Raw genomic sequence first — 15172 nt, forward strand, 5'->3', positions numbered from 1 at the left:
ATGCTTCCAATTATTGAACTGGGACCGCTCAACCTTGGCAGTGGCGCGCTGCTGCTGGTGATTGCCATCTTCGTCGGGCATGCGCAATTCGAGCGTGTCGCGCGTCGGCGCGGCGGCGAAGCGCTCGAGCATCGCGCCAGTCGTTGTGCGCCCTTCGCGCTGGCAGGCGCAGCCGTCGGTGCACGATTGTGGTATGGTCTATTCAACTGGGATATGTACGGTCGGTCGCCGGGGCTGTTTCTGGCGATCCGCCTGGGAGACCTGGCGTGGCCCGGCGCGCTGATCGGCGGCGCCCTCGCCGGGTATGCGTACCTGCGGCTGCGACGCATGGACGATACTGCAACGCCACTGGCAGACGCCGCAGCCCTGGCGCTGCCCCCGGCACAGGCCATCGCATCGCTCGGTCTGCTGCTCAGCGGCGAAGCCCTCGGCGCGCCGGCCGCCCTGCCGTGGGCAGTGCCACTCTTCGGCGCGCTCCGGCATCCTGTCGCGCTCTACTATCTTCTGGCAGCCCTGGCGACATGGGGAGCGCTGGCATGGATCGCCCGTCTCTCCGCGCAACCGGGCACGCTTGCAACCGTGTACCTGGTGTTGCAGGGCAGCGCACTGCTCCTGCTGGAAGCGTTGCGCATCGACTCGCTGGTCGTCGGCGGCGGCGTGCGCGTGGCGCAGGTTGTCGGTCTGGTTATGATCTTGATCGCACTCTGGCGGAAACGAACACACACGGTACGCGCGCAATGAAGCCTTACCCAGCACCACAAGCCGGTCAGGCGCTGATCCGGGTGCACGGCGACCTGAACGACTTTCTGCCGCTCAATTGGCGCAACACGTGGTTTGTCCGCCCATGCCGAGGGCGTGAAACGGTCAAGAACCTGATCGAAACATGCGGTGTGCCGCATCCCGAGATCGGCGCGTTGTTCGTCGATGGTCACCCGGTCGATTTCGATGAGCTGGTGCAACCAGGGTACGCTATCGAAGCCTTCCCGATTGCGTCGGCGCCGGAAGCGCACATCGCCCTGCGCCCGCCGCTCGACGACAAGCGCTTCGTGCTCGACACCCACCTGGGACGACTGACCGCTTACCTGCGCATGCTCGGCTACGACTGTCTCTACCAGAACCACGCAGACGACGCCGACCTGGCGCGGCTGGCGCACGACGAACAGCGCATTCTGCTGACCCGCGACCTGGGACTGCTCAAACGCAGCATGGTGGTATATGGCGCATTCGTGCGCGAAATCATCCCGTCACGCCAGATTGTCGAGGTTATGCGGCGGTTCAACCTCGCGCCGGCGCTGACGGTCTTCCAGCGCTGCATGCGTTGCAACAGTCTGACCACGCCGGTCAGCAAAGCAGAGATCGAACACCTGCTCGAACCAAAGACCCGCCAGTACTTCGACACCTTCCGTCGCTGTACGGCGTGTGGCAAGATCTACTGGCAGGGATCACACTATGCCCGCATGCAAGCGCTATTGGAGCAGGCGATTCGAGAGGGTGAGAGGCGAGAGGCGAACGGTGAGAGGTTACGGGTTGAAGGATAGGAACGTTGTACGTTGAACATGGCGGGCGCGAAGGGGGCAGGCGCAAAAATCGGAAGGTGCGAAGTCGGTTCTCAGTTCTCATCCAGGCGACGATCGGGCAGACAAGATGTTCGGGCGCCCGGTGCGCAAGGCGTAACGATCTACCGCGTTGGCAGTCCGCCTACGAGCGCCAGGCCCGCCAGCGCGGGCTTCACTGGGCATGCGCCACGCCAGCGTAGGGCGGGCTTCAGCAGGCACGCGCCGCGCCAGCTCTCGCCCGGCTGAAGCCGCCGGCTACAGTTGCCAGGCCCGCCAGCGCGGGCTTGACCGGACGATACCGGATGATGTCTCAACCACCGTTATTGTCCAAATGACCGCGTATTGGCATCAGTTCTCAGTTCTCGGTTCTCAGTTCTCCAGGAGCATACCATGCGTATCGCAATCGTTGGCGTTGGCGGAGTAGGCGGATATTTCGGCGGGCGGCTGGCACAGGCGGGCGCCGACGTGACCTTCATTGCGCGCGGCGACAACCTGGCCGCATTGCGCGAACGCGGACTTCAGATCGAAAGCATCGTCGGCGATGCCTGGATCGCAGCCGTGCAGGCAACCGACGATCCCTCGAGTGTAGGACCGGTCGATATGGCACTGGTTGCCACCAAAACCTGGCAACTCGACGACGCGATCATGCAGATGCGCCCGCTCATCGGACCAGAAACCGGCGTTGTGCCATTGCTCAACGGCGTCGAAGCCTCGGACCGACTGGCGCAGGCGTTGGGAGCGGCGCATGCCCTGAACGGCATCTGTTACATTTTCGTAGCGCGGATCGCACCGGGTGTAGTACGGCATTCCGGGATACACCCGCTCATCGTCTTCGGCGAACGCGACAACCGCCGCACAACGCGGGTCGAAGCGCTGCGCGACTGGCTGGAGCGCGCCGGAGTGCGCGTCACGATCCCGGCAGACATCGACGCAGAAGTCTGGCGCAAATTCGTGTTTGGAGCGACCACCAGCGGCTTGGGAGCGGTCACAAGAGCGCCAATGGGGTTACTGCGCGAACTTCCAGAAACGCGCCCGCTGTTCGCCCAGGGCATGCGCGAAATCGTAGCCGTTGCGCAGGCGCGCGGCATTGCCCTGGACGAAAGCGCTGTCACCGCTGCGCTGGCGCAACTCGACAGCCTGCCCTACGAAACGACCGCCTCCATGCAACGCGACATTATGGCGGGCCGTCCCTCAGAACTCGATGCACAGAATGGCGCTGTTGTACGCCTGGGAGCGGCGGCGGGCGTGCCGACGCCGTTGCATGCCTTCATCTACCACGCATTGCTGCCGCAAGAACGCCTGGCACGGCGTATCACGCCGTAGAAGAGACGTTGCAGTGCAACGTCTCAACAAAAAGGTGGTCGTGGCTGCGGCACGACCACCCTCATCCGGCAACGTCTTCCTCTATCGCCGTTCAACCAGCAGGCGGATCGCCGTGCGCTCTTCGTCGTCGATAGCGACATCAATGAACGAAGGGGTACAAACAATGTCAATGCCTTCTTCACTGAGATAACTGCGCGCGATCGCTACCGCCTTGATCGCCTGATTGGTTGCACCTGCCCCAATCGACTGCACCTCTGCCACACCGCTATCGCGAATGACGCCGGCAATAGCGCCGGCGACGGCGCTGGGGCGTGAGCGAGTCGAAACCTTCAGAACCTCAGCGCTCTGTCGTTCAACCACGTCGGCGCCAGGTGCGCCAACGGCGCGAGTGACGGGTGTGGAGTGCGAAAGATTGCTTGCCATACGTGCCTCCTCCGAATGGGTTGGGCGCCGGCCCGATGCGCCGGCTGGTGACTTGCAATGCCGTTGAACCAGAAGCGTCGCTGTGCGAGACGCGCGCCATACGGCGGCGCCTCGCAGCAGCTACGGAGAGACCGTGCGGCAGGGCAGCGTAGCGGGGCCGTTCCTGCCGCGAGGCGTTCGACCGCCTCTGCCGTTGCGATCAGCGCGCATAATCGACTGCGCGCGTCTCGCGAATGACCGTCACCTTAATCTGCCCGGGATACTGCAAACTTTCCTCGATCTTCTTGGCAACATCACGGGCAAGATGAATACTGCCGAGATCATCGATGGCGTCAGGCTGCACCATCACCCGAACCTCGCGTCCGGCCTGAACAGCAAAGGCGCGTTGAACGCCGGAAAATGACGTCGCCACTGTCTCAAGCGCTTCGAGGCGTTTGATATACAGGTCGAGCGTCTCGCGGCGCGCTCCGGGGCGCCCGCCGGAGATGGCGTCGACAGCCTGGACCAGCCAGGCTTCGACCGTTTGGGGTTCTTCATCGTTATGATGCGCGGCAATCGCGTGAACGATCGCCGGCGATTTCCCAAGGCGACGCGCAATCTCAGCACCGATCAATGCGTGCGGTCCCTGCACTTCGTGGTCGACTGCTTTCCCGATGTCATGCAGCAACGCGGCAGTTTTCGCCACATTGATGTTCGCACCGATCTCAGCGGCAATATGCGCCGCAAGCAGCGCGCACTCCAGCGAATGCTGCAGTACGTTCTGCCCGTAACTCGTCCGATATTTCAGCCGCCCCAGCAGTTTAATCAGATCAGGGTGCAAGCCCTGGACATTCGCTTCGTAGGCGACCCGTTCGCCCTCTTCGCGCATAATCTGATCGACTTCCTGCTGCGTTTTGTTGACGACTTCTTCGATGCGCGTTGGATGGATGCGTCCATCCTTGAGCAACTTGATCAGCGCCAGGCGCGCCACTTCCCGCCGCACCGGATCGTGGCACGAAAGCGTGACTGCTTCTGGAGTGTCATCGACAATAATATCAACCCCGGTCAACTGCTCGAATGCACGAATGTTTCGCCCTTCACGCCCGATGATTCGCCCCTTCAACTCCTCGCTTGGGAGCGCCACCGTCGAAACGGTCACTTCAGCCACATACTCCGATGCACACCGCTGAATAGCCATGCTGATCACTTTCCGCGCCAGTTTGTCCGCCTCTTCGTGCATGTTCTTTTCAATTTCACGAATGCGACGCGCCGCTTCGTCACGCGTCTTATCCTCAACGCGTTTCAGAATAATGGCGCGGGCTTCTTCCTGGTTCAATGCGGAAATGCGCTCAAGCTCCGCGCGTTGTTGCTGCCGCAGTTGTTCGGCCTCCTGGTGGAGTTGTTCCATCTGACGCTCACGTTGCTGGAGTTGCCGTTCGCGTCGCTCAAGCCCCTCGATCTTGCGGTCGAGATTTTCTTCCTTCCGTTGCAGCCGTTCCTCCTGCTTCGTCAGCGCAGCACGCGCTTCGCGTATCTGCGCCTCGGCTTCGGTGCGAAGCCGGAGCGCTTCATCGGTCGCGCGCAGAATGAGATCTTTTTGCTCAGATCGCGTCGCTTCCAATTGCAGTCGGGCTTCTGCCTCGATCTGCCGAATCTGGCTCTGAACACTGTTTTTGTAGATAAGAATGCCTATGCCGGCGCCAATCGCAAGTCCGATGAATAGCGCCGGCAAGGCCCATACGAGCCATTGCACAACATCCTCCTGCTCAGTTGTAAAGGTGCAGCATGCTACAGCCCTCTGCCGGGCTGTCGCCACGGGCTCAAACATGCGCTAACGTGTGGTTGAGTACATGTTATATTACTCTGCGGGTACATCTTCTGTCAAGATGAACGGATTGTCAAGAGTCATGATGCTATAATAGCATCCCAATTTTGCGCTTGCAGCGAAACCAATGTATCTGCGTCGTCTCGAAATCCAGGGGTTCAAAACATTTGCCGGGCATACGCTCTTTGAGTTCCAGCCCGGCGTCACCGCTGTCGTCGGTCCTAACGGCAGCGGCAAGTCGAACCTCGTCGATGCCATCCGCTGGGTGCTCGGCGAACAGCATCCCGGTACGCTCCGCTGTAAACGCACCGAAGACCTGATCTTCAGCGGCGGTGGGCGGCGCGCGCCCGCCGGCTTCGCTGAAGTTTCGCTGACAATTGATAACAGTGATCGCCTGCTGCCCGCGCCCTACGGCGAAGTGACGATTACCCGCCGGGCAACGCGCGCCGGCGATAATGAGTACTTCATCAACCGCCAGCGCGTCCGGCTGCGCGATGTGCAGGAAGTCGCAGCGCCGATCAGTGGCGCGTATGCCGTCATCAATCAGGGGCTGGTCGATGCAGCGCTCAATCTCCGCCCCCTGGAGCGCCGGCGCCTCTTCGAAGATGCAGCAGCGATTAGCGTCTATGAGCAACGCTGCATCGATGCGGAACGTCGCCTGCGTGAGACGAACGCCAATGTCGCGCGCTGCGCTGATATTCTGACAGAACTTGAACCACGTCTCCGCTCGCTGAAGCGTCAGGCGACGCTTGCCCGCTCCCATCGCGACCTGACCGCCGAATTGCACGCGCTGCTCGGCGTGTACTATGCTCATCTGTGGCGTACTGCCCGGGCTGAATGCGCCACTGCCGAACAATCCGTTCAGACGCTGGCAGATGCGCTCGCCGCGCGCCAGAGGGAGGTTGCCGCCGCCTCCGCGACACTGCAACACGTCCGCGAGCAGATCCACACTATTCGCGCACGCATAAGCGCGCTTCATACTGAAAGCGGCACGCTCCATGCCGACGCCGAAGCAGTCCAGCGCGCGCTTGCGGTCGGTCATGAACGACACGCGGCATTGACGCGCCAGATTGAGGACCACGAGCGCACCCTGCGCGACCTCGACCATCAGCGCGCCACCCAACGCGCAGAACAGGAAACTGCGGCGGCACAACTCGCCGGCGCCGAACAACGTCTCGAACAATGGCGGCAGGAATACGCCGCGCACGAAGCGCGTCGCGCGGAACGGATCAAGGAGCGCGCCACACTGCGCCAGGCGCTCGACGAGGCGCGCCGCACTCTGATGGAGGTCCAGGCGGCGCTCAACGCAACCCGGCGCCAGATAGCGCAGATCCACGAGCAACGCGAACGCCTGTCACACGAGCGTCTGGCTGCCGAGGAGTCGCTGGCCATTGCGCAGGAAGCGCTGGCTGCGCGCCGCGCTGAAAGCAATCGGGCGGACGCGCAGATCGCGGCGCTGGAGCAGGAGTTGACCGGCGCATCACTCCGCGCCGAACAGGCGATTGGCGATGTCGAACGCTGTCGCCGCACGCGCACTGCCGCCGCCGAGGCGCTCGAAGCCGCGCGACGGCAACAGATGGATCTGGAAGCGCGCCTCGAAACATTGCAACGTCTCCATCGCAGTTACGCCGGAACATTCGCCGGCGTGCGCGCCGCCATGCAATGGGCGGAAGCGCAGGGGCGCACCGGCTTCGCCCTCGTCGCCAACCTGCTGCGCGTCCCTGCGGAACTCGAGACGGCGATCGAAGCAGCCCTCGGTTCACGCCTGCAAAACATCGTCGTCGATCACTGGGAAGACGCCGAGGCAGCCATCGGAGCGCTCAAACGAAGCGGCGAAGGGCGGGCAACGTTCCTTCCGCTCGATACCATCCGGGTGCGCGACAACGATGGCAGACGGGCGCATAGGACGCTCGATCCGAACAATGACGTGCTGGGAGTGGCATCCGACCTGATCGACATCGATGAACGGCACCGTCCGGTCGCCGACATGCTCCTCGGTCGCACCCTGGTCGTGCGCACGCTGGCGGTCGCCCGACGCGAACTCCAGCGGATCGGCGGCGGATGGACCATCGTGACCCTAGCGGGGGAGCAGATCAGCGCCGCCGGCGCAGTCACCGGCGGCGCAGCGGTGAAGGAGGGCGGAACGCTGCGGCGCGAACGCGAACTCCGTGAACTGCCCGAACGCCTGGATGCAGCAACCCGCGCCGTCGAACAGGCGCACGCACAGTTCGTCGCCGCCGGTGAAGCGCATACCGCTGCCGAACAGACGGCGCGCGAAGCGGAACGTCACCAGCGTCAGGTCCAGCGCAACCTCGACCAGGCGCGCGTCACTGCGACCCAGGCGCAGCGCGCCGTGGACCGCGCCGAGTCGGAATGCCTCATCCAGCAGCGGCGCATCGAACAGATCGACGCCGAACTCATCGCGCTTCACAACCGTCTCCAATCTGTGATCGCCGAACAGGAAGACCTGACGCAGCGCGAAGTCGCGGCGCGCGCGCAGATCGATCAGTTGCAGGCGCAGGACGCAGCGCAGCACACGGAAGACGCTGCCGCCGACGAAACGCTGGCAGAACTGCGCGCGCGCCGCGCCGACGCCGAAGGCGAGATGCGCGCCCTGCACGCCGTCCTGCACACCGGCGCACAGGCACTGGCCCGCATCGACGAACAACACCGGACGCTGCTGGAACGCATTGAGCGCCTCCAGCACGAACGTGAAACGCTGGCGCGCGAACTGACTCGTATGGCCGACCGTCATCAGGCGCTGCTGGAACAGATCGATGCGCTCCGCGCTTGCATCGATCCCGCTGAAGCGGAGTTGCACGTGCTGGAACAGCAGCGTGAAGCGAGCGAAGCGCACACGCAGAGTCTGACCGGCGCCCTGATCGATGCAGAATCAGCGTACAACCGGGCAACAATCGAGGCGCAGCGCGCGCGGGATCGCCTGGAAACGCTATGGGAGCGCGCCGCCGGCGACGGCATCGATATCGAAGCCGTCACCCAATCCCATGCCGATAATCTGCCGGACGGCGACCCGGACACGTTGCATCAGCGTATTGTCGAACTGAAGCAGCGCATTTCCCGGCTGGGAATGATCAATCCACTGGCGCTCGAAGAGTACGATGAAGCCGCAGCGCGCTACGAGTTCCTGAGCAATCAGATGAACGATCTCCGCGCTGCATCGGCAACCCTCAACGAGTTGATCGTCGAACTGGACCATGCCATGCGCACCCGCTTCGAGACGACATTCCGCGTCGTCGCCGCCGAATTCGAGCGTAGTTTCGCCCGGTTGTTCGGCGGCGGCGAAGCGCGCCTGGTCTTGATCAACGACAACGACAACGATGACCACGATCAGAATGGCGTCCAACCGCCAGGCATCGCCTCACTCGGCGTTGACATCATCGCCCGGCCGCCGGGGAAGCGGCAGCAACACCTGGCGCTACTGTCGGGCGGAGAACGCGCATTGACCGCTGCGGCGCTGCTCTTCGCCATTTTGAAGGCGAACCCGACGCCGTTCTGCGTCCTCGATGAGGTCGATGCCGCGCTCGATGAGGCGAATGTCGGGCGCTTCCGCGACGCGCTTACCGAACTGAGCGAAAAGACGCAGTTTATCGTCGTCACCCACAACCGTGGCACAATTGAGGTGGCTGATACAATCTACGGCGTCACCATGGGCGACGATGGCGCATCACGGGTGCTCTCGCTCCGCCTCGAGGAGGTTGACCGTCCATAGGGAGGCAAGACCACCGAGCGGAAATAACATCCCGCAGTCGCCGCGCGGATCGACCGCTTCCAACGAGAGATGATCGGCAGAATGGGTGACACGAGCCAGAAAAACCTTGCAATATACGTAGGGCGGAATTCATTCCGCCCTACGTTTCAACGGGTGACGCAAGCCGGAGAGACCTCGCAAAAGATGTGACACAAAGCGACAAGGACAGCAAGAACCCTGTCGATCCCTGGGCCAATCACCTCCACATAGCCGGCTGGCGTTGGGTAAGCGAAGGCAGTGCCTTCGCCCGCCCAATCGGGTATTTGGACCATACCGCTGGCGCGCGGCAGGACGCCGGTGTGTGTTGACCGTTGCGCCTTGCGAACCGAACCCTCGAACATCGTGTCTGACTGACCGCTATTTCGTGTGAGAACCGCGTGGATGCGAGACGAAGCGCCAGCAATCAACGCCTGCCCCGCCACCCTCGTCATGCGGTCGCAACGGCGCAGCGGGGGATGGTGAAGGAACACACGATTGGCTGGATGTCCAGACAGCGGGCATGCGCCGTGGGCATGCGGCACAGGACGCCCACAGACGGTGCGCAGCGGGGTATGCGGCAGCGCGGCGCGCCAGCGTATTGTGAAGGAACCCTCGTTGCCCGCAAGCGCGTTCCATCCGCCACGCTCCGGCGCCCGCGTCGGAAGATGCACAAGAAAGACGCCCGGCGCCGCCCCGCCGGGGTTGGAAACGGACCGCGCGTTACGCCGCATGCGGGTTCCGGCAGCGAGCGGCGCCGGCTTTCCCTCCCCCTCCGCAGATCTCCGGCATTGCCGCATATCACCCGCACGTCGGGATACGTTTGTAACACGTCATGGCGCCATTACCACTGCCTGACGACCCCATCGGCGCGGTCACGACGCCTGGCGACGGCAGGCGCGCCGCCGACCGACGGAGCGGGGAACAGTCACGACCGTGAAGGAGGCGCGTTGCGCCATCATTATCTCGCACGCGCCGTCTCCGACGCCCGCATGGTGCGTGAGTGCAGGTCTCCGTCTTGTCGGCGCCGGTCGTTGCTCGTCCACATGTATTCAACATCACAGAAAGGAGAACATCACCGTATGCGCACCCGCACCTGGACCATCACCCTCATGCTGCTCGGTATGCTGCTCGCTCTGGCCGGCGCCGCCGCAGCCGACGGCGGCGCCGGCGGCGTCCACGCCGCCGGATGCCTTGCTAAACCCGGACGGCACGCTGCGGCTGGACGGGACGTTCAGCGGCGCGCTGGACGTCAGCGGCTGGCAGGTCACGCTCGACCCGGAACGCGGTCCCGTCTTCGCCCCGCAGAGCGGCGCCCCCCGCTGGAACAACCTGGGATCCGGTCCGAACGGCGCGCTGAACGATTGGGTCTCCGCCCTGGCGGTGAGCGGGAATGACGTCTACGTCGGCGGCGCCTTCAGGAACGCCGACGGCATCCCCGCAGCCGACTATGTGGCGCGCTGGGACGGCAGCGCCTGGCGCGCCCTCGGTGGCAGCGGCGGCGACGGCGCGCTGAACGGTGGGGTCTTCGCCCTGGCGGTGAGCGGGAATGACGTCTACGTCGGCGGCGCCTTCAGGAACGCCGACGGCATCCCCGCAGCCGACTATGTGGCGCGCTGGGAGGCCGCCAATGTTTCCGTCTTCCTGCCGCTGGTCGTGCGCTGAGCGCCGCCAGGATCGCGGCGCGTTCAGGTTCGGGGGCGCAACTCGCTCCTGGACCGGCTTTGTTTGGCGCTGCACGTCGCCGCTACGAGCGGCGTCCCTGCGCCGCGCCCGTGTGCGGGTCAGGCGTCGCCTGCGCCGCCGGTTTCGGCGCGCTGCGCGGGTCGAAGTGCGGGCGCGGCGGCACGACGCGGCGGGAGATGGTTGAGATGCATCACGACTGTCTGGATGTCTAGACAGCGGCGCGGGCGGGGCGCCATTCCCCTCACCACCACACGCGGCGTGTCTTGCCAGTCGATGCCTGCTACAGTACAATAGTCTCACAAACACCGCTGCGAGCGCAGGCGCAGCGGGCGCGACCGTCTGGCGACAGGAAGGCGATCTGTGTACAAGTCCGGTCGGACGAACAGCCGCCGATCGGTGTATGCCCCAACTGGTGACCGACCGTCAACACGCCGCCGTTCATCCGTCCTGCGCAACCCGCCCCGGCGCACCGCCTGCAGGCAGTCCGTCGGCGACGTAGGGGCGTCGCGCTTGCCACATACGGCGGGCGCGCGCCGTGTACGCTTGTTCTTGGATGGCTCTAGCATACCCAATGGAGGAAGTCTATGAAGTATGATCCGACCTGCGGCACTGTCGGTGCACCCGACACCGCCTGGCGCCGACGGTGCGCAGCGCCTCCGTCGCTCCCATCCTTCCGTCTGGCGCCTGCTTCTACGGCAGCGGTCAAGTCGTCGCTACGGCGCTCGGTCAGGGCGGTGTCGGCATCACACATCCAGGGAAAGACGCCCGTCTGAATCGCTCGGTTGTCATCGAGGACGTCCCATCGGAGTGTGTCCAGCACAAGGCAGTTGGATCGCATACGCGCATTGGAACCCCTGACTGTGCGCCGCCAGAGCAGGATGAGGGACGGGGGAACGCCGCGACCGCCGTCTCCGGCGAGGCGGCGGCGCAGCGGCGTGCCGGACCGTCGCCGCAGATGAGCCGGTCGGTCGCGGCGGCAGTGATGGCGAAGCCGGACCTGACGGAGGAGCGCCAACCATAGCAGGGGCGCGCCTGGCTTGCGCTTCTTCCCCTGCTGCCAACGGCGCCCTTGCGCGCGCCGACCGTTCGACGCCGGGAGCGCACCCTCCTGCTCTTTATCGCCCTCCTCGTAGGCGCGTGGCTCGGCCAGGCGTGTCAGGCGATCCCGGCCTCGTCGGCTGACGCCCCGACACTCTCCGGGACGCCCGTGCCGCCGCCGGTCGCAGTCATCTCGCCCCAAACGGCCGACCGCGTGACGCTCCTGGCACGCTGGGGCAAAGGCCGGGTGCAGGCCATCGCCTACGCGCCGGACGGGTCCGCCCTCGCAGTGGGGACGACAATAGGGGTGTGCCTCTACAATACGGCGACCTTCGACGAGGTGCGCTTCCTGCCGACCGACCAGCCGGTGACGAGCGTGGCCTTCGCGCCCGACGGCGCGACCCTCGCCTCGGGATCGGCGGACGGGACGGTGCGGCTGTGGCGGACGGCGGACGGAACGCTGTTGCGCACCCTTGCGGGGCATGCCATTTGGACGAGCGTGGTCTTCGCGCCCGACGGCACGACCCTCGCAGCCAGATCGGAGGGAGCGGTGCAGCTGTGGCGGACGGCGGACGGGACGCCGCTGCGCACCCTTGCGGGGCATACCGGTAACGTGATGAGGATCATCGGGCCTGACGGTGTTATCGTTGAGACAACCCCGCCTGCGGGTATGTCCATGTCCGCCGGAGCGACGAGCGCGGTCTTCGCGCCTGACGGCGCGACCCTCGCCTCGGGGTCAGGCGACGGGACGGTGCGGCTGTGGCAGGTGGCAGACGGAACGCTGCTGCACACCCTCGAGGGGCATACCGATAGCGTGACGAGTGTGGCCTTCGCACCCAACGGCGCGACCCTCGCGTCGGTGGCGGTAGACGGGACGGTGCGGCTGTGGGGGGTGCGGCGGTGAGCGAGGGACGGCGCTCCGTCCACACGTGCGGGCGCACCGCCGGTACGACGGCCGGATCCTTGACTGCCCATCACCTGAATCGATTCGGTCATGGACACGATTGGTCGGACCGCTGCTGTGCGACGACAGGCGCCACGAAGCGCGCCCGTGGTCGCGCAGCGGCACGAACGGCGCTGTCGCGTTTGAACAGCAGGGCGCCAACATCCGAGCAGCATCGTTTGTTTGACCACAACAGGGCGAACGCCGCCTGCTGCCGGACAATGGGGTGATGCAGCGAGAATTGATGGCGCGGTCCTGACCGTCAGCAGGAGCGGCAATGGATGGGGCGCAACGACACACCCGATAGCGTAGGCGCTGTACCGGGTGTGTCCCTGCAACACACCCTGTTTGCGTGAGAAAGGGAAGTGCGAAGAGTGGATGTGTCACAGCGACACACAATGGCTTGATACAGGCGTTCGGGTGTGGTCGGGCCACGCCCGAAAGGAATGCCCTATAAGCGATCCAGGTTCTTCTACTAACTTGCGGTCAGTCAGACAAGATATTCGCGCACCCGGTTCGCAAGGCGTAACGATCTACGACATGCGTTGTCAGTCGTGGACGCATGGCTGTGCATTGGTGGCATCCGCAGCCCCGGCGGGGCTTTCGCGTGCGGTGAGCACGGTCGAACCGCGTCCTCCGCGAGGGCTTATGAATCCGGGATAGCCTGCGCAGGCAGGCGTCGCACCTGTAGCCTGCAGCTTCAGCCGCCGGGCGCAGCGCGCATGCCAGAGGGCGCGCGCCGATACGTCGACCGACGGAATCATCGTATGCGCAGACTCGATGCCGTCATCTCGCCGGCTTTGTGCAGCCAAAGAGCACATCCGCCTGATCGAGACCGAAACGATTGATCGCTCGAACATCCGCCACATCACCGGCGCGTATCACCTGAACAGCAAAGCCTGAGTCCGTCAGACGATCAACGATGTCGAACCCATACCAGCGCACATGATCAAACTGACCGAACAAACGCTCCCGCTCGACCGGATCGGTCACGCCCGGGTCTTCAAATGTCGGCTTACCCCACACCGGAACGAGCACCAGCGCCACGCCGCCAGGGCGCAGCACTCGTTGCAATTCCCGCATCGCAGCGCGATCATCGGGAATATGCTCGAGAACATGGCTACAATAGATAAAGTCGAACGCATGAGAAGCAAATGGCAACCAACCGACATCTGCGCGCACCAGCACATCGGCAGCGTAAAGGTCCATCGACACATATTCGATGTCTGGCAAACGTTGAAATGCCTGCCTGAGCGCCTCTTCGGGCGCGATGTGGAGCATCCGCCGGATAGGGTGCACCGACAGGATATGCTGCCTGATGAACAGCCAGCTAACGCGGTGACGTTGCAACGAGCGACAGACTGGACACCAGCGAAAGAATGGCCGGTGCAGCACAAGAAAGCCTGAGAGGTGTGCGCCGCACAGCGGACATTCATGGCGCTCGCCGCGAAACAGCGCCGACCGCAGCGATGGGGGCAATCGAAACAGGATCGCGGCGATCAAAAAATCAACAGTGCGGCGTAGAGCGTCGCGCGATTGGAGCGCAACACGTATCCGGGTCAACATCACAGGATTGATTTCTGTCAGAACCTGCTGGCGCAAGGAGTATACCATCAATGAGCGAGTTCACTGCCGCCATCTTCGACATGGATGGCACCCTGCTCAATAACATGCCGCTCTACTATCGGGCATTTCGCGTATTCATCGAGCGACACGGCTTACGCCCGCCGCCGCCTGCCGAAGCCGCTCGACTGATCGGCATGCGGCAGAGTGATATCTTTCCGGCGCTCTTCGGGCGCGCACTGACGCTGGAAGAAATAGCGCGCTACAGCGCCGAAGCTGGTGAGATCTACCGCAGTCTGCTGGCAGGCGTCACGCCACTGCCCGGTCTGCTGCGTTTCCTCGATCTGCTCGAACAACGGCAGGTGCGCATTGGACTGGCAACATCCGCCCCCAGAGACAATGTTGCCCCAACCCTCGACGCGCTTGGCATTGCGAACCGTTTTGCGGCCATTACCCTCGGCGAAGAAGTGCCGCGCGGCAAGCCCGCGCCCGACATCTTCCTCGAAGCCGCGCGGCGTCTCGGGCAACCCGCCGAACGCTGCATCGTCTTTGAGGACTCGCACGCCGGCATTGCCGCCGCCCGCGCCGCCGGCATGCGCTGCATTGCGCTGGCCACCACCCACGCCGCCGACGAACTGCGCCCCGCTGCGCCCGACCTGATTGTTACCGATTATGACGAGCTGCTCCGGGTGATGCCTCCGCTGTTTCCCTTCCCCTGAAACAGCATTTTTCGCAACGGTTGACACGAAGAACGCGAAGGCGCATGAGGCGCGGCAATCGGAACGGCATCTCCAGGCGCGTCTGAAAAAGTCAATCGGGGAACGAAGGCAGCGCCTTCGCCCACCCAACTGCACCTCATGAGACGAGGCTTCAGAACTACTCTCGCACAAAAGCTGCGCTACGCTCCGTTCTTCGCGCCCCTGCCCATCCACCGTAAGGGCGGGTCTCACACCCGCCCCGACCTCCCGCCGCCCATCGTAAGGGCGGGTCTCACACCCGCCCCGACCGACGCGACCACGCTCCCGCTCCAGGGTACGGCGATGCCTTCGCCTACCCAACCGCATGTCACGTGGCGATCTTTTGGACAGACT

Annotated in this window: 11 protein-coding genes; 8 read left to right on the plus strand and 3 right to left on the minus strand. The window is 64.1% G+C overall.

Going from position 1 to position 15172, the window contains the following annotated elements; translation table 11 throughout:
- The 3 genes from AC3EA7_RS19480 to AC3EA7_RS19490 all read left to right on the plus strand — a co-directional run bounded on the left by AC3EA7_RS19480 (nt 1) and on the right by AC3EA7_RS19490 (nt 2879).
- Nucleotides 1–741, plus strand: a complete 741-nt coding sequence (locus tag AC3EA7_RS19480) for a prolipoprotein diacylglyceryl transferase (RefSeq protein WP_488615737.1) — start codon at nt 1–3, stop codon at nt 739–741.
- Nucleotides 738–1538, plus strand: coding sequence for a Mut7-C RNAse domain-containing protein (locus AC3EA7_RS19485; RefSeq protein WP_488615738.1), 801 nt, complete (start codon nt 738–740; stop codon nt 1536–1538). Before AC3EA7_RS19480 ends, AC3EA7_RS19485 begins: the two co-directional genes overlap by 4 nt.
- Nucleotides 1539–1946: 408 nt before the next feature.
- Nucleotides 1947–2879: a 2-dehydropantoate 2-reductase gene (locus tag AC3EA7_RS19490; RefSeq protein WP_488615739.1), complete on the plus strand. Its 933-nt coding sequence runs from the start codon at nt 1947–1949 to the stop codon at nt 2877–2879.
- Between the two features lie 81 nt (nt 2880–2960).
- On the opposite strand, the gene AC3EA7_RS19495 is transcribed toward AC3EA7_RS19490, so the two are convergent.
- Nucleotides 2961–3302: a stage V sporulation protein S gene (locus tag AC3EA7_RS19495; RefSeq protein WP_488615740.1), complete on the minus strand. Its 342-nt coding sequence runs from the start codon at nt 3300–3302 to the stop codon at nt 2961–2963.
- Nucleotides 3303–3501: 199 nt separating this feature from the next.
- Nucleotides 3502–5109 carry a ribonuclease Y gene (gene rny, locus AC3EA7_RS19500; protein ID WP_488615741.1) on the minus strand — a complete coding sequence of 536 codons (1608 nt, stop codon included), beginning with the start codon at nt 5107–5109 and terminating at the stop codon, nt 3502–3504.
- A gap of 124 nt (nt 5110–5233) precedes the next feature.
- On the opposite strand from rny, the gene smc reads away from it, so the two are divergent.
- The 4 genes from smc (at nt 5234) to AC3EA7_RS19520 (ending at nt 12479) form a co-directional block, all read left to right on the plus strand.
- Nucleotides 5234–8836 carry a chromosome segregation protein SMC gene (smc, locus tag AC3EA7_RS19505; RefSeq protein ID WP_488615742.1) on the plus strand — a complete coding sequence of 1201 codons (3603 nt, stop codon included), beginning with the start codon at nt 5234–5236 and terminating at the stop codon, nt 8834–8836.
- Between the two features lie 1014 nt (nt 8837–9850).
- Complete coding sequence (locus tag AC3EA7_RS19510) at nt 9851–10516, plus strand: hypothetical protein (RefSeq protein WP_488615743.1); 666 nt, start codon at nt 9851–9853, stop codon at nt 10514–10516.
- 664 nt (nt 10517–11180) lie between these two features.
- Nucleotides 11181–11558: a hypothetical protein gene (locus tag AC3EA7_RS19515; RefSeq protein ID WP_488615744.1), complete on the plus strand. Its 378-nt coding sequence runs from the start codon at nt 11181–11183 to the stop codon at nt 11556–11558.
- A gap of 306 nt (nt 11559–11864) precedes the next feature.
- Nucleotides 11865–12479: a WD40 repeat domain-containing protein gene (locus AC3EA7_RS19520; RefSeq protein ID WP_488615745.1), complete on the plus strand. Its 615-nt coding sequence runs from the start codon at nt 11865–11867 to the stop codon at nt 12477–12479.
- 825 nt (nt 12480–13304) lie between these two features.
- Here AC3EA7_RS19520 and AC3EA7_RS19525 read toward each other — a convergent pair.
- Nucleotides 13305–14084: a class I SAM-dependent methyltransferase gene (locus AC3EA7_RS19525; protein WP_488615746.1), complete on the minus strand. Its 780-nt coding sequence runs from the start codon at nt 14082–14084 to the stop codon at nt 13305–13307.
- Nucleotides 14085–14134: 50 nt separating this feature from the next.
- On the opposite strand from AC3EA7_RS19525, the gene AC3EA7_RS19530 reads away from it, so the two are divergent.
- The gene (locus AC3EA7_RS19530; RefSeq protein WP_488615747.1) at nt 14135–14800 is read left to right on the plus strand and encodes an HAD family hydrolase; all 666 of its coding nucleotides are present in this window, start codon (nt 14135–14137) and stop codon (nt 14798–14800) included.
- Nucleotides 14801–15172 lie beyond the last annotated feature (372 nt).

This window comes from Roseiflexus sp. (genome assembly GCF_057785375.1).

Excerpts from the sequence above, each read along its gene's own strand:
- AC3EA7_RS19480 (WP_488615737.1), top strand. The coding sequence starts at position 1 with ATGCTTCCAATTATTGAACTGGGACCGCTCAACCTTGGCAGTGGCGCG.
- AC3EA7_RS19485 (WP_488615738.1), top strand. The coding sequence starts at position 738 with ATGAAGCCTTACCCAGCACCACAAGCCGGTCAGGCGCTGATCCGGGTG.
- AC3EA7_RS19490 (WP_488615739.1), top strand. The coding sequence starts at position 1,947 with ATGCGTATCGCAATCGTTGGCGTTGGCGGAGTAGGCGGATATTTCGGC.
- AC3EA7_RS19495 (WP_488615740.1), bottom strand. The coding sequence starts at position 3,302 with ATGGCAAGCAATCTTTCGCACTCCACACCCGTCACTCGCGCCGTTGGC.
- rny (WP_488615741.1), bottom strand. The coding sequence starts at position 5,109 with ATGTTTGAGCCCGTGGCGACAGCCCGGCAGAGGGCTGTAGCATGCTGC.
- smc (WP_488615742.1), top strand. The coding sequence starts at position 5,234 with ATGTATCTGCGTCGTCTCGAAATCCAGGGGTTCAAAACATTTGCCGGG.
- AC3EA7_RS19525 (WP_488615746.1), bottom strand. The coding sequence starts at position 14,084 with ATGTTGACCCGGATACGTGTTGCGCTCCAATCGCGCGACGCTCTACGC.
- AC3EA7_RS19530 (WP_488615747.1), top strand. The coding sequence starts at position 14,135 with ATGAGCGAGTTCACTGCCGCCATCTTCGACATGGATGGCACCCTGCTC.